Consider the following 19,752-nt stretch of genomic DNA (forward strand, 5'->3'; position numbering starts at 1 on the left):
ACGGTCGCGCCTATGACGATCTACGGTATCGGCACGGACATCGTGCAAGTGAGCCGCGTCGCCGCGGTGATGACGCGCACCAACGGCCGCTTTGCCGAGAAGGTGCTCGGCCCCGACGAACTGCGCGTCTATCACGCACGCAATGCGCGGTCCGCGGCGCGCGGGCTCGCGTTTCTGGCCACGCGCTTCTCGGCGAAGGAAGCCTTCTCGAAGGCGATCGGCCTCGGCATGCACTGGCCGATGACATGGCGCGCGCTGCAAACGCTCAACAAGCGGAGCGGCGAGCCGATGGTGGTCGCGTCGGGCGAACTCGCCGAATGGCTCGACGCGCGCGGCATCACCGCGCGCGTCACGATCAGCGACGAGCGCGATTACGCGGTGTCGTTTGTGATCGCCGAAAGCGCTGAGCCGTCATCCCGCGTTGAATAGACACCACTCCGAATGCGGCCGAAACGGCCGCGTCTGTCCTTGCACGCAATCTTCCAACGGAATTCGATGAAAACCATTCCCGGACCGGTGATGCTCGACGTCGTCGGCAAAACGCTGAACGACGACGACAAGCGCCGCCTTGCTCACCCGATGACCGGCGGCGTGATCCTGTTCGCGCGCCACTACGAGAGCCGCGCGCAACTCATCGCGCTGACCGATTCGATCCGCGCGATTCGCGACGATCTGCTGATCGCGGTCGATCACGAAGGCGGCCGCGTGCAACGTTTTCGCACCGACGGTTTCACCGTGCTTCCGGCGATGGGCAAGCTCGGCGCGCTGTGGGACAGCGACGTTCTGCACGCCACCAAGGTCACGACCGCGGTCGGCTATATCCTCGCTTCCGAGCTGCGCGCGTGCGGCGTCGACATGAGCTTCACGCCGGTGCTCGATCTGAACTACGGGCAGTCGCAGGTGATCGGCGATCGCGCGTTTCATAGCGATCCGCGCGTGGTGACGCTGCTTGCCAAGAGCCTCAACCACGGTCTCGCGCTGGCCGGCATGAGCAACTGCGGCAAGCATTTTCCGGGGCACGGTTTTGCCCATGCCGATTCGCACGTCGCGATGCCCGTCGACGATCGTTCGCTCGACGAAATTCTGCGCGACGACGTCGCGCCGTACGATTGGCTCGGTTTGTCGCTGGGCTCGGTGATTCCCGCGCACGTCGTCTATCCGCAAGTCGACTCGAAGCCGGCGGGTTTCTCGCGCGTGTGGCTGCAGGAGATTCTGCGCGGCAAGCTGCGCTTCGAAGGCGCGATTTTCAGCGACGACCTGTCGATGGAAGCCGCGCGGCAGGGCGGCACGCTGACCGAAGGCGCGACCGCGGCGCTGCAGGCCGGCTGCGACATGGTGCTGATCTGCAATCAGCCGGAACAGGCCGAAAAGGTGCTGGACGAGTTGCGCTTCACGCCGTCGAAGGAATCGCAGCAGCGGCTTAAGCGCATGCGCCCGCGCGGCAAGGCGCTCAAGTGGAGCAAGCTGGTCGCGCAGCCGCAGTATCTGCAAGCGCAGACGTTGCTGCGCAGCGCGTTCGCCTGAGCGGCGAGCGGAGGCAACAAGAAAACGGCGCCTTGTTCACAAGGCGCCGTTTTTCATTGCACGTTCGCGCGTGTCAGTTCAGCCGCATCCGCTGCAGCTTGTTATAGAGCGTCTTGGGACTGATACCGAGCAGCGACGCCGCCCGATGACGCGTGCCACCGACCGCATCGAGCGTCGCGCGAATCAGCATCTCTTCGACATCCGCGAGCGGCGTGCCGACCGTGACCTGCACGCGGCTGCCGTTCAGATCGCGGCCGTTGACCGAGCCCGCTTCGTCGGCGCGCAGCGATTCGAGCACATCGCCCGACGCGAGATAGGCGCGCCGCACGCGGTCCTCCAGCTCACGCACGTTGCCCGGCCATTCGTAGCTCAGACATTCGCGCAGGAAATTCGGCCCGACCTGTTTCGCGACATCCGACGCGCCGCGCGCAGCGGCGTCCTGATTCAGTTCGTCGACGATGGCCTGCGCGATCAGCGCCGGGTCCTCGCCGCGCTCGCGCAACGGCGGCAGCGTCACGGCGGCGGCTTCGAGGCGCAGCGCGAGATCTTCGTGCAGGCTGCCGTCGGCGACCGCGGCGCGCGGCGCCTTGCGCGTCGACGCGATCAGGCGGAAATCGGTCACCACCTGGCTCGTTCCGCCGACGCGCATGAAGGTCTGCGAATCGAGCGCGCGCAGCAGCGCCTCCTGCTGGGCGCGCGGCAACTCCGCGATTTCGTCGATGAAAAGCGTTCCGCCGCTCGCCTGCTCGAAGAGACCAGGCTCGCGCTGCTCCGCGCCGCTGAACGCGCCGCGTTCGTGGCCGAACAGAATGCTATCGAGCGAACGGAGCGCCGCCGTGCCGCCCGCGCTGCGGCAGTCGAGCGTCACGAAAGGACCTTTGCGGCGCCGGCTCATGTCGTGCATCGTGCGCGCGGCGACCTGCTTGCCGGTGCCGGCTTCGCCTGAAATCAGCACGGCCGCTTCCGTCGGCGCGATATGTTCGATGGTGTCGTAGACGTGCTGCATCGCGCCGCTGCGGCCGAGCATCGAGCCGAAGCGGCCCAGTTGGCGCAGCGACGTACGCAGCGTCTGAACTTCCTCGGTCAGCTCGTACGGCCGCGGAATGCGCGCGAGCAGACTGCGCAGCCGCGGAATGTTGACGGGCTTCAGCAGATAGTCCCAGATGCCGTGCCGCAAGCCCTCGATCGCGCTTTCGACGGTCGCGTTGCCCGTCATGACGATGACCGGCAACGCGCCGCCTGGCGGGTGCGCGGGCAGATGCTGCAACAGGTCGAGCCCGCTGCCGTCCGGGAGGTTCAGGTCGACCAGCACGACATCGGGGATGAAGCGTGTGAGCGCGGCCCGTGCCTCGGCGATGGTCGTCGCCGTGTCGACGGAAAAGCCGTCGGCAGCAAGAATGGCGGACAGACCAGACAGGCTATTGGGATCGTCTTCAACAATCAGGGCGTGTGGCATGGCGAGCGCAACTTTTTAAATGAATGGAATATCCGTTGCCGCGCTGCAATTGCTGCGCGTGGCGGGGGCACGATGGCTGGCCGGTACTGTCGGTCGGATGCGTCGCCACGCGCGCAGCCTCAGCCGAGGCGGCGTAGCAGCGGCCTTCCAGTCGGCATGAGCGCGGTATCCGGCGCGCAGGGCGCCGGGCGAAGCGGACGGCGAGTCGACTCACGTAGTTCGGGTCCTTTGCTGTAGCAAAAGGGCGGTTCGTGACGCACCGATGCACGTCGCGCTGCCCCCGGTCCAAATCCGCCGGCATCCTTGCGGCCACGGCGTGGCCGGCAAGGGCGCCGGTATTTACGTCGGTTCTGCTGTCAAAAATCGCGGTTGCTGTCGAAAAAGCGGCGCACTTCGCGCTCGGCGTCTTCGCGGCTCTTGCCGTAGCGTTCTTGGATCAGCCCGGCGAGACGGTCGGCGCGGCCTTCGGCCTGCGTCAATTCGTCGTCGGTGAGCTCGCCCCACGCCGCCTTGGCCTTGCCAACGAGCTGCTTCCACTTGCCTTCAGCGATGTCGTTGTTCATCTCGCATCTCCGGTCGACAAACATAAGGTAAGTGCTGACTAGCATGACTTGTGCCAATGCGCTTTGATTCGCTAGATCAAGGGCTTACATCGGCGCGGGCGGCAAGATCGGGCAACGCGACCGGCAATTTGGACAAAATTGCCGGTAAAGTTTTCCTCAACGATACTCGGCGGCACAAAAAAGAAAAAGCGCCCATTTGGGCGCTTTCGTATTTTTTCTCAGCGCGCGATGCATTGCGCTGAGATCAGGTTGCCGGCGTTTAGGCGCGGCTGCGGTACTCGTGCGTGCGCGTGTCGATTTCGATCTTGTCGCCGATGTTGCAGAAAAGCGGCACTTGCAGCTCGAAACCGGTGTTCAGCTTGGCGTTCTTCAGCACCTTGCCCGACGACGTATCGCCCTTGACAGCCGGTTCCGTGTAGATGATTTCGCGAACCAGCGTGGTCGGCAGTTCGACCGAGATGGCCTTCTCGTTGTAGAACACGACTTCGCAAGCCATGCCGTCTTCGAGGTAGTTCATCGCGTCACCCATCATTTCGGCTTCGACTTCATACTGGTTGTAGTCGGCGTCCATGAACACGTACATCGGGTCGGCGAAGTACGAGTACGTCACTTCCTTGCGCTCGAGCACGACGACGTCGAACTTGTCGTCTGCCTTGTAGACGCTTTCCATGCCTGCGCCGGTCAGCAGATTCTTGAACTTCATTTTGACGACGGCGGAGTTGCGGCCCGATTTGTTGTACTCGGCCTTTTGCACGACCATTGCGTCTGTGCCGATCATCACGACGTTGCCGGTGCGGAGTTCCTGTGCGGTCTTCATAAAACTGTCCTGTACGAAATTAATAGCTTCAACTTGTGCTCAACGGCATACGGCGCAAGCGGCTTCGACGTTTCCTGCGCTTTGCGCCGCGCCGCGACGAGGCGGCATGACGGGAGGCGTTGCACGAAGCGTGGTTGGCTTGCCGCGGGATTCACGAGTGGCGCCGCTCGGCAGCATGGTCCTGACGCGGGTTATTCCGACTCTGCCTCGCCTTTGCGACCGTTTCAGGTCGGAAAAGAGCTCGGACGAAACCGGAAACACCAGGATTTTTTGCTGCGATCGGACCGCGCTTGCGTCGTCGGCCGTTGGATAACCGCTTATTTTAACTGAGTTTTTGTGAACAAGGCGAGATTTCCGGCGAGGTCGCCGACTTGCGCCAGCTCGCCGGCCCATTCGAGCGCGCGCCGCCGCAGCGCCGGGTAGTGGCGGCGCAGCGCTGCCCAGTCGGGCGCGCCGGCGCCGTTCCATGCATGCCAGAAGCCGGCGAGCGCAGAGGCGGCATCGGCGGGAAGCGTGCGGGCGTAGTGCGCGAGCGCCGCGTCGAGCTTCGGCAGATGGGCGTCGTCGGCTTGCGGGTAGATGTGCCAGACAAAGGGCTTCGCTGCCCACTGCGCGCGCACGAACGAATCTTCGCCACGCACGAAGTTGACGTCGCTTGCCCACAGCAGCGCGTCGTATCCGGATTGTTCGGTGAATGCGAGGCCGTGCGCGTTCAGCGCGCCGCGTTCTGCGTGCGCGCCCGCGCCGAACGAAGCCAGCCCGAAAAAGCGCGCCAGCGCGCCGGAAATGCGGCCCTCCGGCGCGAGTAGCACGATCGGCTCGTCGCCGTCGCGCCATTGTTCGAGCAGACTGTCGACGGCGGGATTTTCGTAGGCGAACAGCGAGACGACCGTGGCGCCGACCGGCGGCGCGCGGCCCACGGTTTTCCGCCACCACGCGTCGCGCGCAGCGGGCGACGCTTCGAACGCGGCGCGCGCTGCCTCCAGATGGTTCTCCTTCAGCACGCCGCCGGTGCCCGGGCCGAGTCCCGGAAAGAAGAACGTCTTGACGAGCGGATAGCGAGGATGCGGCGACGGCCGCAGATGAAAATCCGCGACCCAGTCTTCGGCGCTCAGATATTCAAGGTTGATCCACACGGGCGCGCGCTCGCGCTGCGCCATCGCCGCCACGTAGACGGGCGGCAGCTCGCAGGCAAATGCTTCGATGACGACGTCGGCGATTTCGAGCGTGTCGCCCGCGTGCGCGGGCGTGTGCCAATGCTCCACGACGATCCCGTCCACCGTCTGCCGCGCGCGATCCAGCGCGAGCGACGGGCACAGTCTCTGGAACGCATGCAGATCGTCGACGAAGACGCGCACCTGCCAGCCGTGTTCGCTCGCGAGTTGCCGCGCGAGGCGCCAGCACACGCCGATGTCGCCGAAATTGTCGATCACCGCGCAGAAAATATCGCAGGCGATCGCTACGGGCGTCGCTGCGGGCGATTCGATAGACGAGCCGGCAGACGGGCCGGCAAGCGGCGCAGTGGAGGACATCGCAGGGCTCCGGCGGACGCGGAATGTTCTAAACTGGCGATTCTAAAGCACTCGCACGAAGAAGCACCCGTCGGATTTTCTTGCGCCGGCGCTCATGCGGCGCGCGGCCCACGGCGCGCCGCTTCGCAAGACAGTTCCACCAGCCGATCCTGCATGACCGAACCCGAAGCAAGCATCGAATTCGAGCCCAAGAAAGTGCTCGCCCAGTTGCCGCATCTGCCAGGCGTCTATCGCTATTACGATACGCACGGCGCCGTGCTGTACGTCGGCAAGGCGCGCGACCTGAAAAAGCGCGTGTCGAGCTATTTCACGAAGACGCAACTGTCGCCGCGCATCGCGATGATGGTGACGCGCATCGCGCGCATTGAGACGACCGTGACGCGCTCCGAGGCCGAGGCGCTGCTGCTCGAAAACAATCTGATCAAGGCGCTCGCGCCGCGCTACAATATTCTGTTTCGCGACGACAAGTCGTATCCGTATCTGAAGCTGACCGGTCACAAGTTTCCGCGCATGGCGTATTACCGCGGCTCGGTGGATCGCAAGAACCAGTACTTCGGGCCGTTTCCGAGCGCGTGGGCCGTGCGCGAGAGCATCCAGATCCTGCAGCGCGTGTTCCAGTTGCGTACCTGCGAGGACTCCGTCTTCAACAACCGCACGCGGCCGTGTCTGCTGCATCAGATCGGCCGCTGCACGGCGCCGTGCGTCGGCAACATCAACGAAGAAGACTACGCACGCGATGTCGCGAACGCGTCGCGCTTTCTGCTCGGCCGCCAGGGCGAAGTGATGAAGGAGCTCGAGCAGAAGATGCATGCGTTCGCGAGCGAGCTGAAGTTCGAGCAGGCCGCGGCGGTGCGCAACCAGATGAGTTCGCTGTCGACGGTGCTGCATCAGCAGGCGATCGAGGTCGGCAGCGACAGCGACGTCGATATTCTCGCCGTGGTCGCGCTGGGCGGGCGCGTCTGCGTGAATCTCGCGATGGTGCGCGGCGGCCGGCATCTCGGCGACAAGGCGTATTTCCCTGCGCACGTCGAAAGTGCGTTGACCGCGGACGAGGGCGGGCTGGAAGACGCAAGCGATGAGGGCGCGCTTACTGATGTTGCGTTGGATGCGGGGTCGTCAGTTGAAGAGAGCGCGGGCAACGAGGCTGGGTCGCTCGATGCGGACGCGCTCGCGATCGCACAGGAGTTGCCGCCCGAAGAAGACGAGGCGGGCGAAGCCGACGCCGAAGCCGAAGCCGATTCCGCCGCCACCCAGGAGCCCGCGAAACAACCCAAACCCCGCGCCGCAGCCGGCATCGAATCCGAAGTGCTCGAGGCGTTCATCGCCCAGCATTATCTCGGCAACCGGGTGCCGCCGGTCCTCGTGGTCAGCCACGCGCCGGCCACGCGCGAACTCGTCGACGTATTGATCGAGCAGGCCGGGCATAAGGTCACGGTGCTGCGTCAGCCGCAAGGCCAACGACGCGCGTGGCTCGCGATGGCCGAGCAGAACGCGCGGCTCGCGCTCGCGCGGCTCCTGTCGGAGCAGGGCTCGCAGCAGGCCCGCACGCGCGCGCTTATCGACACGCTCGGCATGGAGTGCGACGACCTCGCGCATGTGCGCATCGAGTGCTTCGACATCAGCCATACGATGGGCGAGGCGACGCAGGCGTCGTGCGTCGTGTATCACCATCACAAGATGCAGTCGTCGGAATATCGCCGCTACAACATCACCGGCATCACGCCCGGCGACGACTACGCGGCGATGCGCCAGGTTCTCACGCGCCGCTACGAGAAGATGGTCGAGCAGGCCGCCGCGAATGCCGTCGACGAAGCCACCGACTTGCAAAGCGACGCCGCCGACAATCCGCCGTTGACGCAGCAGGCCGGCGAACCGGTCGCGTCGGGCGGAATCTTGCCGAGCATCGTGTTGATCGACGGCGGCAAGGGCCAGGTCGAAATCGCGCGGCAGGTGTTCGCGGAGCTGGGGCTGGACACCGGCATGCTGGTCGGCGTCGCGAAGGGCGAGGGGCGCAAGGTCGGCCTCGAAACCCTGATTTTCGCCGACGGCCGCGCGCCGCTCGAACTCGGCAAGGAAAGCGCGGCACTGATGCTGGTCGCGCAGATCCGCGATGAAGCGCACCGCTTCGCCATCACAGGAATGCGCGCGAAGCGCGGCAAGACGCGCCAGACGTCGCGGCTCGAAGAACTCGAAGGCGTGGGCGCGAAACGGCGTCAGCGGCTGCTGGCGCGCTTTGGAGGATTACGCGGCGTGGTCGCGGCGAGCGTCGAGGACCTGGCGAGCGTCGAGGGCATTTCGCAGGCGCTCGCCGAGCAGATCTACCGGCAATTGCACTGATTCGCCGCGCGCGCGGGATGGCGTCGTTCGACTGGAAAGTGGCTACGAAGTGGCTACGTCTTGCGAAACGCGCGCGGACGCCGCCCGCGAGCCTGGCGCCGATTCCCGGCGCCGACGCCTCGCTTCCGGGCCGCTTTGCTTGTGGCAGGCACGGTGACACGGCACAATTGCAACTCTCCCGTCAGACGCTGCGCCTGCCCATGCCGTTCAATTTCCCGATTTTCCTGACCTGGCTGCGGATCGTTCTGATTCCGCTCGTCGTCGGCGTGTTTTATTTGCCCGACATGATGATGAGCCCCGCGCACCGCAATCTCGCGGCGGCGACCATCTTCGTGCTGGCCGCGCTGACCGACTGGTTCGACGGCTACCTCGCGCGCAAGTGGAATCAGACGTCGGCGTTCGGCGCGTTTCTCGATCCGGTCGCCGACAAGCTGATGGTGACCGCCGCGTTGCTCGTGCTCGTGCAGCTCGCGCGAATCGACTCGGCGATTGCGCTCGTGATCGTCGGGCGGGAGATCGCCATTTCGGCGCTGCGCGAATGGATGGCGCAGATCGGTGCGTCGAAGAGCGTCGCCGTGAATTCGCTCGGCAAGTTCAAGACCGCTTGCCAGATGGTCGCGATTCCGATGCTGCTGTTCAACGGCGTGTTGCCGTTCGGCGGCGGCGTGGCGATCGACACGCGCACGTGGGGTCTGTGGCTCATCTATCTCGCGGCTTTCCTGACCATCTGGTCGATGCTCTATTACATGAAGCTCGCGTGGCCGCAAATTCGCGAGCGGGGCGGGGCCGTCTGAGTGCGTTCGCTCGCTTGCGTGGCGGTCGCGTGTCGGTCGCATGCCGGCGACAGACGGAGAGACACGGCCACGTCGTGAGTGAAATCTGTTCAGTTAAAGAGATTCGCTAAAGGGGTTGACACGTTTCAGTCGTTTCTCCATAATCTCGTTTCTCCGATGCACGCGGTTTCAAACATCGGGTGCAGTAGAGCGTAGTACGCAGCAGTAAGCAGTCAATACGCGGGAGTAGCTCAGTTGGTAGAGCGCAACCTTGCCAAGGTTGAGGTCGCGAGTTCGAGCCTCGTCTCCCGCTCCAGATTTTTGAAGCAGCGCGTTGTAGGTTTGGCGAATTAAGTTTTGCGAAGTAAGAGTGCAAGGCGTTGCGAAGCAGTGCAATGCGGGAGTAGCTCAGTTGGTAGAGCGCAACCTTGCCAAGGTTGAGGTCGCGAGTTCGAGCCTCGTCTCCCGCTCCATACATCAGGGGAAGCAACGCTTCCCTTTTTGTTTGGTGGACTTGAAGCTTGTCCACGAGACAAATCAGCGAATCTGCAGCTAGATTCCGATCCGCTTGCGGCGCGATAGCAAAGCGGTTATGCAGCGGCCTGCAAAGCCGTTTAGGCCGGTTCGACTCCGGCTCGCGCCTCCAGTAGTTGAAGTGCAGAAAAGCCCCGCCATGTCGGGGCTTTTCTTTTTTGCGCGTTCACAATCTCTTTGCCTTGCGTGTTGAGTGCAACGCGCATCGCCGGCTACGCGACGCGCGCACGATCTGGCGCACAATGCGGCTTTCGTCCTCGTCATCAACGCGCATGTATCTACACATCCCCGGCACTAACGTGCGCCTGCTTGGCTCCATGCATCTCTTTCCCGCATCGAGCCGCAGAACGCCGCCCTGGATCGAAGAAGCCTATGACTGGGCCGAAACGCTGGTCTTCGAATCCGATCCGCCGACGATCCTGCCGTTCCTCAAAGCCGATACACAAGCCGGCGCACAAGCTCTGCAATCGCTCGTTCCCGCCGACGCCTGGACTCGTCTGCAAGCCGCCTGGCCCACGGAAGGTCCGTTGGCGCCGCTCGCGGATCTTCGTCCGTGGGCCACGCTGATCGTTGCGCCGACACTTTTCCAGCAGCTTGTCGACGGCGTCGAGCCGCGCATGCTGCGGTGGGCGAATGCGCATGGCAAACCGTATCGGTATCTGGAGACGGCGAGCGAGGTCGCCGACGCGCTCGAGTCCATTCCGCTCGACACCGTCGCTGCCGCGCTCTCACTGCTGATGTCCGATACCGGCGAGCCGCAGCGCACGCTCGAGCGCATGCATGCTGCATGGCTCGAAGGAGATCTGCCGGCCGTGGCTCGCATCGCCGATGAATCGCCGATCTTCACGTTGCCCGCGATCCGTCACGCGATTCTCGATGCGCGCAATCGTCTGTGGGCGCAGCGCGTGCGCGACCTGTTGCCGCAAGCGCAACGAACGCTGGTGGTGGTCGGCGCGCTGCATCTATGCGGGCCGGGCAACCTTGTCGAATGCCTCGGGCGGCCCGCACAACCTATACTCGACGACGAGTAACGACGACGAGTAGGCCGACGAGCAACGACGACGAGCAACGACGACGAGCAACGACGACGAGCAACGACGACGAGTAACGACGACGCTTCCGGGAACTTGTCCAGATGCGCAAAATCGCACGATTGACACAGCCCGGATTGCCCACATTGCCACTGCCTCGCGCAAGATGGTCTCAGGGGACACGCCATGCATACACCACCGATTCCCAGCAACGAAAGCACGCGGCTCGACACGCTACGCGCACTGCATATTCTCGACACGCCGCCCGAAGAGCGCTTCGACCGCCTCACCCGGCTTGCGAAGCGTCTGTTCGGCGTGCCGATCGCGCTCGTCAGTCTCGTAGACGCGAACCGGCAATGGTTCAAGTCATGCGTCGGCCTTACAGCGAGCGAGACTTCGCGCGACGTCTCTTTCTGCGCGCATGCGATCCTCGGCGATGACATCCTCGCCGTGCCCGACACGCTCGCCGACGAGCGCTTCCACGACAATCCGCTCGTGACCGAGGCGCCGAATATTCGCTTCTATGCCGGCTGTCCGCTGACCGTGCCAAACGGCAGCAGGCTCGGCACGCTATGCCTGATCGACGTGAAGCCGCGCGAGCTCGACGACGAAGAGCGCGAACTGCTGCGCGATCTCGCACGCATGGCCGAGCAGGAACTCGCGGCCGTGCAACTCGCCACGCTGGACGACCTGACGCTGCTGTCTAACCGGCGTGGTTTTTCCGCGCTCGCGCAGCATGCGCTGAATGTCTGCAAGCGGCTCGACAGGCCCGCGTCGCTGCTGTTCTTCGATCTCAACGATTTCAAGCAGATCAACGACACGTTCGGTCACGCGGAAGGCGATCGCGCGCTGAAGACTTTTGCCGACGTGCTGCGCGGCACGCTCCGCGAGAGCGACGTGATCGGGCGGCTGGGCGGCGACGAGTTCGTCGTCCTGCTCAGCGACACGGACGCCGCCGCCACGCAGGAAGTGACCGAGCGGCTCACGCATTCACTCGACGAGCGCAATGCGCAGGCGCAACGCGGTTACAGCATTCGCTTCAGCGTGGGCCAGATCGAGTACGACGCGGCGCGGCACGGTTCCATCGCCGAATTGCTGTCCGCTGCCGATGCCGCGATGTACAGCCACAAACAGGCGTCGAAGGCGCGGGCCGCGCGCGAGGCGTGAGTATCCAATGGGTCGCGCTTGAACTGCGCTTCATTGCAAGTGGTTGCACACCGCCGCGCGCGGCATAATTGCGCGATCGCCGCTGTGATGCGGTCATCACGCCGCACCATCAAACGGCGCACCTTTTTCTTTTAGCAAAGCTCTCATGACTGAACCGCAGCACACTGCCGCCGCCCGCGTCGCGGCACTCGACTGGCGCTGGAAAGCGTTCGACGAACTGACGAGCGCGGAGGTCTACGCGATGCTCGCCGCGCGTAGCGCTGTCTTCGTGATCGAGCAGAACTGCCTGTATGGCGATATCGACGGACTCGATCTCGACGCATGGCACCTGCTCGCGTTCGGCCCGGCTGCGGATGCGTCCGCGCAAGCGCTCACGGGTGCCGCGCGTCCGCCGCTCGCCGGCTATCTGCGCGTGCTTCTTCCCGACGCCGACGACGCCGATATTCGCATCGGCCGTGTGCTGACGACCGCGGCATTTCGCGGCATCGGTCTTGGCAACGCGATGCTGGATCGTGCGATCGCGCATATTCGCAAGCAGTGGCCCGGCACGCCGATTCGCCTGCATGCGCAGGCCCATCTGCAAGGTTTCTATGGCGCGTTTGGTTTTGAGCCGGTGTCCGAGATTCACGAGGAAGACGGCATTCCGCACGTGTGGATGCGTTCGGCGTGATGGAGACTCGGCTGCGATGAGCGCACGCCCGAGCGGCGTGGGATAAGTAAGACCGCGCAAGCCGCGAGCAAGGCGCAGCCGTGCGTTAGCCGCGCATCAGCAGCAAAGCCGACCACGGCAGCGCATTATAGCCCCGCCTCAGCGCTGCCCCGCGTCGCTCGTCGAAACCGCCTTCGCGGTGAGTGTTCCGCTCGTAGGCCTGCTCGCATTAGCCACCACCACCGCACGCCGTTCCCCGCGCACGCGTCCGCGAGCCGACAGACGCATCCAGTGGCGCAACGCCAGCAGCGCACCTATCACGCTCATCATCGAACCGGGGATCCACAGCAGCAGCCCGCCGATCTGTTGATCGCGCATCGGACTAAGCCAGGTGAACGCGCGGCCGCAGATCGAATAGATCGGATACAGCTCGCGCGGCGTGAAGAAGATGAACGCGCCGAGGACGATCTGCGGCGGAATCGCGGCGATCACCACCAGCACGCGCTTGCCGGGCGACAAACGCGCGGGCGGCGCCGGACGCGGATCGAGCACGAGCCACCAGAACAGCAGGCCGTCGATCACCATGCTCCAGTTCATCACGCGATAAAGCCGCCAGTCGAGCATCGCGACAAAATGGATCGGCGACATCAGCCAGAAGTAGATCAGTCCGACGAACAACGTCACCGCGACGACCGGATGCATCACGACGTCGATCAGCTTGCGCACGAACGGCATGGCGAGCGCGGGCCGCACGAAACGCTGGCGCCAGCCGAACGGAATGCCGGCGCGCAATGCCGCGCCCGGATACGACAGCGCGATAAAGAACGGTCCGAGATGATGCAGCACCAGATGCTGCGCGCGATGCATGAAAAACTCATGCTCGAAGAAATAGTCGAGCCGCGTGTGCAACGCGACGTACAACGCCACGAGCCCGAACCAGAAGGAAATGTGCCGCGCCACCGACACCTTCGCCTTGCGCGCGCCGCGCACGAACAGGACGGCGGGCAGCAGCAGAGCGACGACGACCGTCGGCGAAAATTCCCAGGGATCGAGCCAGTACAGCAGGTCCATTGCCGCGAATCGCTCCGCTTACTTCGTTTGCGCGGGCGACTTGACCGCGAAGGGCGTATCGAGCGTCGCGCCGTCGGAGAACTTCAGCTTCAGGTGCACGGTGTCGCCCGGCGCGATCTTGTGCTTCGCGTCTTCGAGCATCACGTGATAGCCGCCGGGCGCGATCGCGACCTGTCCGTGCGCGGGCACCGTGAGCTTGTCGACCATCACCATCTTCTGCGACGAACCGTTCGAGACCGTTTGATGCAGCATCGCGTCGCCGTAATCGCTGCTCGAAATATCGACGAGATCGAGCGGCTTGTCGCCCGCATTGACGAGCGTCACGTAGCCGGCCGCCGGCAGATTGTTCGGCAGCCAGCGCACCCATGCGTCTTTGGCGGTGATCGCTTGCGCGCCGGCGGCGTGGGCGGCGCTCGCGAAGGCGAGCGAAAGGGCGAGGGCGCCGGCAACAGCGGACAGCGTTCTGGTTTTACGGATGACGTGCGTGACGTGGTTGATCTTTGTCATGGCTGAAGGTCAGGAGCGTTGATCGACGATGCGTCGCAAGTCTTGGGCGATCGCATCGGGCGTGTCGTTATCGGTCGCGAGCAGGCGCGCGCGGCCTTCTGCGTCGAATACATAGACGGCGGAACTGTGCGTGACTTCGTAGCTGCCGTTTGGGTCGCGCTTTTCCATCTGATAAGCAACGCGGTAGCGCTTCGCGAGCGACTCGATCTGCCGGTCGGTGCCGGTCAGCCCCTCGGCATGCTTCGAGTCGAATGCGCCGACATAGTCGTGCAGGGCTTGCGGCGTGTCGCGCGCCGGATCGACGGTGACGAACAGGATGCGCACCTTCTGCGCGTCGGGTCCGAGCTTGTCGAGCACCTGCATCAGCCGTCCCATCGTTTCGGGGCAGACGTCCGGGCAATGCGTGTAGCCGAAATAGACGAGCGATGTGCGGCCTTTGAACGACGCGCCCGTGACGGGCCGGCCGTCGTCGCCCGTCAGCGAGAAATCGAGGTCGGGCAAATGGCCGCTCACGTTCGTCAAATGCCACGGCTCCGCGCGATTGGTGCAGCCGGCCAGCGCGATCATGGTGACGAGCGCGCAGGCTTTGGCCGTCGACATCGATGCGTGCGCGAGTCCGGCGCGAAGCGATGACGCGTGAGCAGGTTGCAGCCGTCGCAGTGAGATGATCGGGAACAAAGCAGGTATCAATGACTCGATTGTAGAGCGGCGCATTGCCGCCGCGCGCCCCGCGCTAGCTCGCACCCCGGGCGTGCGTGCGTTGAGGCGGACGGTTCGCGATCATGGACAAAAATCGTCGTAACGCCAAAGTCTCGTGTGGCTGCGACTGTATCGCAAAATGACGGAAGGCGTCGCTCGCAGCCCACGGGCGCACGGCTTGCGAGGCAATTTGACGCACATGGCTGAAAGCGCGCTGAAGCCGGATCGTTTCCGTTTTGAATGCAATTCGACTGGGCGCGGCATGATCGCGCCGCCGCACCTTGCGTTCGCGCTTGCCGCGCGGCCTGGTTTCTCGAAAAATTGATGGATGCGCGGTAAGATGCGCACACTTTTCCGGCTGCACAAGGCCGAAAGGCAAATTAACCCGATGCAAGCACTTCCGGCTTCCCTGTCTCCGAGCGAGACCGCGTTTTTCTTCGATTTCGACGGCACGCTCGTCGAACTCGCGCCCACGCCGGATGGCGTGCAGGTGCAACCTCGCGTCATTGAACTGCTTGGCGAACTGCGACGTTTGACGAACGGCGCGGTCGCCGTGGTGTCGGGGCGTGGTATCGACAGCATCGACGCTTTTCTCGGCATGCCCGATCTGCCGATTGCCGGTTTGCACGGCGCCGAGCGGCGCGACGCGAACGGCGACACGCAGCGCATCGGCTTTCACGACGAGCGGCTCTTGCGCATGGAGCAGGTGCTCGCCGAAGTCGTCAACGCGAACCCCGGCATGCTGCTCGAGATCAAGGGCGCGGCGCTCGCGCTGCACTATCGCAACGCGCCCGATCGCGAGACCGCTGCGCGCGAGGCGACGGAGCGGCTGGTCGCGGATTACCCGAACTCGTATGTGCTGCAGCCGGGCAAGATGGTCTACGAAATCAAGCCGAAGGATGTGGACAAAGGCCGCGCGCTGCGTGCGTTCCTCGACGAGCCGCCGTTTGTCGGACGCAAGCCGCTTTTTGCCGGCGACGATCTCACCGACGAGAAAGGCTTCGCGGTCGTCAACGAACGCAACGGACTGTCGATCAAGGTCGGCGCGGGCGACACGACGGCGCAAGCGCGCGTGGAGTCGGTGACCGCGCTGCTCGACTGGCTCGCGACAGTGGTCGCGGCCGCGCGTGGCGCATGACGCTCGCATCGCGCGCGCTGCAACGCATACAACGCGCACGACATAGCGCGACAACAACGTATTACATCGGGGACAGCGCTTCATGAGCCGACTCATTATCGTTTCGAACCGGGTCGCGCCGATCTCGGAGGGCGGCCCGGCGGCGGGCGGTCTCGCGGTCGGCGTGTACGACGCGCTGAAGGAAACGGGCGGCATGTGGTTCGGCTGGAGCGGCGAGGTGCTGAGCTCCGGCCAGCCCCAGATCAAGCTCGAAGAGCGCGGTCCGGTGACCTTCGCGACCATCGCGCTGATGCGCCGCGATTACGACCAGTACTACCGCGGCTTCTCGAACGCCACGCTGTGGCCGGCTTTCCACTATCGGGCCGATCTGGTGCAATACGACCGGCACGATTTCGGCGGCTACTGCCGCGTGAATGCATGGCTCGCCCAACAACTCGTGCCGCTCTTGCGCGACGACGACGTCATCTGGGTGCACGACTATCACCTGATCCCGTTTGCCGAGGCGTTGCGCGCCGCGGGCGTGAAGAACCGCATCGGCTTTTTCCTGCACATTCCGTTTCCCGCTTCGCAAGTGCTGCTCGCCGTGCCGCCGCATCGCGAACTGGTGCAAGCGCTGTGTTCGTTCGATCTGCTCGGTTTCCAGACGGCGCCGGATTTGCGCGCGTTCTGCGATTACATCGTCAACGAGGCGAACGGCACCGTCGACGCGTCGTCCGACGGCCCGCTCTCGATCCATGCGTTTGGCCGCACGCTGCGCGCCGCCGCTTACCCGATCGGCGTCTATCCCGACGAGATCGCCGAACTTGCGAAAGCGGGCGAGCGCGGCAAGCCGGTACGCACGATGAAAGCGACGCTGCATTCGCGCAAGCTCATCATGAGCGTCGATCGCCTCGATTATTCGAAGGGACTCGTCGAGAGGTTCCGCGCGTTCGAGCGTCTGCTGGAACACGCGGCGGCGCAGCGCAACAAGGTGTCGTTCCTGCAGATCGCGCCGCCCACGCGCGCCGACATGCACGCGTATCAGGACATCCGTCTGCAACTGGAAGGGGAGTCGGGCCGCATCAACGGACGTTTCGCCGAACTCGACTGGACGCCGATTCTCTACATCCACAAGCAATATGAGCGCTCGGTGCTCGCCGCGCTGTTTCGCACCGCGCACGTCGGCTACGTGACGCCTTTGCGCGACGGCATGAACCTCGTCGCGAAGGAATACGTATCGGCGCAGGACCCGGAGAATCCGGGCGTGCTCGTGCTGTCCCGCTTTGCCGGCGCCGCGCAGGAACTGGACGGCGCGCTGATCGTGAATCCTGTCGATATCGACGGCATGGCGGACGCGCTCGCGACGGCGCTCGAGATGCCGCTCGCGGAGCGCCAGGCGCGTCATCGCGACATGATGGCGCAACTGCGCGAGAACAATGTCTCGGTGTGGCGCGACAACTTCATGCGCGATTTGCAGAGCGCCAATGGTGCAGCACGCACCGCAAGCGCACGGCCGCGCGCCCGAGTGGGGAAAAAAACCGCGCGCGAGATTGTGGCGAGCTAGCGGCGGGGCGCGACGCGCAGCACTCGCAATGACGATGCGGTAGCGAGCTCGTAAAGCCCGGCCCACAAAGCAGAAAAGCCGCTTTTTAGCGGCTTTTCCGTTGGTGAGCGACTGCGCGCAATGCGATGTGGCGCAATGCGGCGCGCGCCTCAGATCACATGCTGTTCATCGACCTTCTTGCCGCCCACATGCAGCGTCGTGCCTTTGCCGTATTGCTTCGAAAGCAGATCGCGATAGAGGCCGGGGCGCTGGCGCAGCTCTTCGGGACTGCCGTCGTCGATGACCTTGCCCGCGCTCATCACGATGATGCGGTCGAAGTTATGCAGCGTCGACAGGCGGTGCGCGATCGCGATCACCGTGCGGCCGACCATCAGCCGGTCGAGCGCCTTCTGGATCGCTTCTTCCGATGCGCTGTCCAGCGCCGAGGTGGCTTCGTCGAGCAGCAGGATCGGCGCGTTCTTCAGGATCGCGCGTGCGATCGCGATGCGCTGACGCTGTCCGCCGGACAGCTTCACGCCGCGGTCGCCGACGATCGTGTCGAACCCTTCCGGCATCGCCTCGATGAAGTCAGTGCAGCGCGCCTCGCGCGCCGCCGCCAGCACTTCGTCGCGGCTCGCTTCGGGGCGGCCATACGCAATGTTCTCGTACACAGTGCGATGGAACAGCGAAATATCCTGCGGCACGAGCGCGATGGTGTGGCGCAGGCTGTCCTGCGTGATCGTGGCGATGTCCTGCCCGTCGATCTTGATCGCGCCGCCTTGCGTCTCGTAGAAACGCTGGAGCAGGGCGAGCACCGTCGATTTGCCCGCGCCCGACTTGCCGATCAGCCCGACGCGCTGACCCGGTTCGATATGCAGATCGAAATGATCGAGGATCGGCCGGCGGCGCGGATACGCGAACGTCACGCTTTCGAAGTCGACGCGCCCGCCTTGCGGCACGAGTTCGGTGGCGCCGTCGCGATCGGGCATGCCGTGCGGCTCGAGCAGCGTGCGCACGGCTTCGGCGAGTCGCGCGACGTGCTGCGTGACGTCCACCAGTGCGACCGCGAGATCGCGCGTGCCGTGCAGAATCGTGAACCCGAGCGAGCTGACGAGCACGATGTCGCCCGAAGTCGCCTTGCCTTGGTCCCACAGCAACAGCGCCCAGCCGAGCAGACCCGCCGACAGCAGCGCGGTGATCACCGCGTGCAGCAGGCGCAGCTTCTCGAGGTACAGCAGGCTCTGCTGACGCGCGTCCATCTCGGCCTTGACCGTCGCGCCGAAACGCTGCTGCTCGCGAAACGTCATGCCGAACGCACGAACGAGGCCCATGTTGCTGATGACGTCGACGAGCTCGCCGTCCACCGAGGCCGCTCTGGTCGCGAAATGGTGATGGCGCACCGAGCCGCGGCCGGCGAGCTTGTACAGCACCACCGACAGGATCGCCGAGCACAGCATCAGGCCGCCCGCCATCAGCGGGTTGACCGCGATGATCATGAAGATCGCGCCGAGCACGGCGATGCACGGCGGCAGAACGTTCCACGCCGTGGTGTTTTCGGCCGTGTAGACGGCGTTCGAGGTCGCGGTGATCCGGCTTGCCAGCATGCCGGGCTGCTTCTCGGCGTAGTAGGTCGGCGAATGTCCGCTCAGATACTGGAAGAGGTCGCGCCGCAAGTCGCCGGTCACGGCGACGAACGTATGCGCCGCGACCCAGCCGCCGACCCGCCACAGCAGGTTATCCGCCGCGATCAGTCCGACGAGGATCGCGAACGCACCCCACAGCGGCCCGGGATGATGCCGGCCGGTGCCGAGCACGTCGATAAGATGTTTGATCGCGTACTGCGAAGCGAGCGCACAGCCCACGGCCGCTACCACGCTGCACAGCACGATCGTATGAGCGAGCGGATGGCGGCGGATAAAACGGAAAAGGAACGCAAGCGGCCTGTGCGCATAGCTCGCGAGCTTTGCGTTTTCGGCGTTGCGCTGGGCGATGGTCAAATGTTCCAATTGATCGAGAGGTCGGTGTGGTTCGGAGGTGTGCATGCAAGCCATGGGCCACGCGAAAAAGCATCGCGGCGAAGCCAATGCTTCGCATTGTAAACATGCAAAGACGATTGCGCCCTGTGTATCCGGGCTTTTGGCGCGATTGATGTCGCGATGGACGTCCGCGATCTACCTCTTGCTCGACTGACTGCGGCGGCAGTGGTTCACGCGGATCGCGGAATATTTCGGGATATAATTACAAATTGCATTCAGCCCGGCGCTGAATTCTCTTCAATGGGTGCCGGTACGCTTGTGCAAGAACTTACAAAGCACGACCGTCGAGCCGGGGCAAGCATGCACGACGGCACAGCAGCAAGCCAGTCGTTACTGTAGAACTGCCTTGCAAAACAAGGGTTTGCAAAGTGTATCCCTGCTGTAACAAAGTAAAGT

General features: G+C 64.2%; 18 protein-coding genes and 3 tRNA genes. 13 read left to right on the forward strand and 8 right to left on the reverse strand.

Features of this window, described 5'->3' with window-relative positions; genetic code table 11:
- Positions 1 to 12: 12 nt before the first annotated feature.
- Together acpS and nagZ are read left to right on the forward strand one after the other, a co-directional pair.
- The gene (gene acpS / locus AB6809_RS05490; protein WP_371026063.1) at positions 13 to 429 is read left to right on the forward strand and encodes a holo-ACP synthase; all 417 of its coding nucleotides are present in this window, start codon (positions 13 to 15) and stop codon (positions 427 to 429) included.
- Between the two features lie 66 nt (positions 430 to 495).
- Positions 496 to 1,524 (forward strand): beta-N-acetylhexosaminidase, encoded by a 1,029-nt coding sequence (nagZ, locus tag AB6809_RS05495; protein ID WP_029967778.1) that lies wholly within the window; start codon positions 496 to 498, stop codon positions 1,522 to 1,524.
- A gap of 73 nt (positions 1,525 to 1,597) precedes the next feature.
- Here nagZ and AB6809_RS05500 read toward each other — a convergent pair whose 3' ends face one another.
- Together AB6809_RS05500 and AB6809_RS05505 are read right to left on the reverse strand one after the other, a co-directional pair.
- Positions 1,598 to 2,980: a sigma-54 dependent transcriptional regulator gene (locus AB6809_RS05500; protein WP_006051952.1), complete on the reverse strand. Its 1,383-nt coding sequence runs from the start codon at positions 2,978 to 2,980 to the stop codon at positions 1,598 to 1,600.
- Between the two features lie 356 nt (positions 2,981 to 3,336).
- Positions 3,337 to 3,543: a CsbD family protein gene (locus tag AB6809_RS05505; protein WP_029967776.1), complete on the reverse strand. Its 207-nt coding sequence runs from the start codon at positions 3,541 to 3,543 to the stop codon at positions 3,337 to 3,339.
- Positions 3,544 to 3,599: 56 nt separating this feature from the next.
- Here AB6809_RS05505 and AB6809_RS05510 point away from each other — a divergent pair, with 56 nt between their 5' ends.
- Complete coding sequence (locus AB6809_RS05510; RefSeq protein WP_157140683.1) at positions 3,600 to 3,785, forward strand: hypothetical protein; 186 nt, start codon at positions 3,600 to 3,602, stop codon at positions 3,783 to 3,785.
- Positions 3,786 to 3,802: 17 nt separating this feature from the next.
- On the opposite strand, the gene efp is transcribed toward AB6809_RS05510, so the two are convergent.
- Complete coding sequence (gene efp / locus AB6809_RS05515; protein WP_006051954.1) at positions 3,803 to 4,360, reverse strand: elongation factor P; 558 nt, start codon at positions 4,358 to 4,360, stop codon at positions 3,803 to 3,805.
- Between the two features lie 317 nt (positions 4,361 to 4,677).
- A complete protein-coding gene (gene earP / locus AB6809_RS05520; RefSeq protein WP_029967774.1) occupies positions 4,678 to 5,892 on the reverse strand; it encodes an elongation factor P maturation arginine rhamnosyltransferase EarP in 1,215 nt (404 codons plus the stop codon).
- A 153-nt stretch (positions 5,893 to 6,045) separates the two neighbouring features.
- On the opposite strand from earP, the gene uvrC reads away from it, so the two are divergent.
- From uvrC to AB6809_RS05560, 8 genes are all read left to right on the forward strand, one after another.
- Entirely contained in the window at positions 6,046 to 8,229 is a 2,184-nt protein-coding gene (gene uvrC, locus AB6809_RS05525) for an excinuclease ABC subunit UvrC (RefSeq protein ID WP_029967773.1), read from the forward strand.
- Positions 8,230 to 8,429: 200 nt separating this feature from the next.
- Positions 8,430 to 9,023, forward strand: a complete 594-nt coding sequence (gene pgsA / locus AB6809_RS05530; RefSeq protein ID WP_029967771.1) for a CDP-diacylglycerol--glycerol-3-phosphate 3-phosphatidyltransferase — start codon at positions 8,430 to 8,432, stop codon at positions 9,021 to 9,023.
- Between the two features lie 219 nt (positions 9,024 to 9,242).
- A tRNA-Gly gene (locus AB6809_RS05535) sits at positions 9,243 to 9,318 on the forward strand.
- An 81-nt stretch (positions 9,319 to 9,399) separates the two neighbouring features.
- Positions 9,400 to 9,475, forward strand: a tRNA-Gly gene (locus tag AB6809_RS05540).
- Between the two features lie 99 nt (positions 9,476 to 9,574).
- Positions 9,575 to 9,648, forward strand: a tRNA-Cys gene (locus tag AB6809_RS05545).
- Positions 9,649 to 9,808: 160 nt separating this feature from the next.
- A complete protein-coding gene (locus tag AB6809_RS05550; protein ID WP_371026064.1) occupies positions 9,809 to 10,567 on the forward strand; it encodes a TraB/GumN family protein in 759 nt (252 codons plus the stop codon).
- A gap of 186 nt (positions 10,568 to 10,753) precedes the next feature.
- Entirely contained in the window at positions 10,754 to 11,734 is a 981-nt protein-coding gene (locus tag AB6809_RS05555; RefSeq protein WP_029967767.1) for a sensor domain-containing diguanylate cyclase, read from the forward strand.
- Positions 11,735 to 11,879: 145 nt separating this feature from the next.
- Entirely contained in the window at positions 11,880 to 12,404 is a 525-nt protein-coding gene (locus AB6809_RS05560; protein WP_029967765.1) for a GNAT family N-acetyltransferase, read from the forward strand.
- A gap of 138 nt (positions 12,405 to 12,542) precedes the next feature.
- Here the strand turns inward: AB6809_RS05560 and AB6809_RS05565 are convergent, their stop codons facing one another.
- The 3 genes from AB6809_RS05565 to AB6809_RS05575 are packed head-to-tail and all read right to left on the reverse strand — an operon-like array spanning position 12,543 to position 14,675.
- Entirely contained in the window at positions 12,543 to 13,454 is a 912-nt protein-coding gene (locus AB6809_RS05565) for a cytochrome c oxidase assembly protein (protein ID WP_029967764.1), read from the reverse strand.
- 18 nt (positions 13,455 to 13,472) lie between these two features.
- Positions 13,473 to 13,961, reverse strand: a complete 489-nt coding sequence (locus tag AB6809_RS05570; RefSeq protein ID WP_051153917.1) for a copper chaperone PCu(A)C — start codon at positions 13,959 to 13,961, stop codon at positions 13,473 to 13,475.
- A gap of 9 nt (positions 13,962 to 13,970) precedes the next feature.
- Positions 13,971 to 14,675: an SCO family protein gene (locus AB6809_RS05575; protein ID WP_370882116.1), complete on the reverse strand. Its 705-nt coding sequence runs from the start codon at positions 14,673 to 14,675 to the stop codon at positions 13,971 to 13,973.
- A gap of 373 nt (positions 14,676 to 15,048) precedes the next feature.
- Here AB6809_RS05575 and otsB point away from each other — a divergent pair, with 373 nt between their 5' ends.
- Together otsB and otsA are read left to right on the forward strand one after the other, a co-directional pair.
- Positions 15,049 to 15,798, forward strand: coding sequence for a trehalose-phosphatase (gene otsB / locus AB6809_RS05580; RefSeq protein WP_029967758.1), 750 nt, complete (start codon positions 15,049 to 15,051; stop codon positions 15,796 to 15,798).
- 82 nt (positions 15,799 to 15,880) lie between these two features.
- Entirely contained in the window at positions 15,881 to 17,341 is a 1,461-nt protein-coding gene (gene otsA / locus AB6809_RS05585) for an alpha,alpha-trehalose-phosphate synthase (UDP-forming) (RefSeq protein WP_029967756.1), read from the forward strand.
- A gap of 149 nt (positions 17,342 to 17,490) precedes the next feature.
- Here the strand turns inward: otsA and AB6809_RS05590 are convergent, their stop codons facing one another.
- On the reverse strand, positions 17,491 to 19,326 hold the full coding sequence (locus tag AB6809_RS05590) for an ABC transporter ATP-binding protein (RefSeq protein ID WP_035569805.1): 1,836 nt from the start codon (positions 19,324 to 19,326) through the stop codon (positions 17,491 to 17,493).
- Positions 19,327 to 19,752: the final 426 nt, after the last annotated feature.

Origin of the sequence: Paraburkholderia sp. RCC_158, from assembly GCF_041355255.1 — a bacterium.
GTDB lineage: Bacteria > Pseudomonadota > Gammaproteobacteria > Burkholderiales > Burkholderiaceae > Paraburkholderia > Paraburkholderia graminis.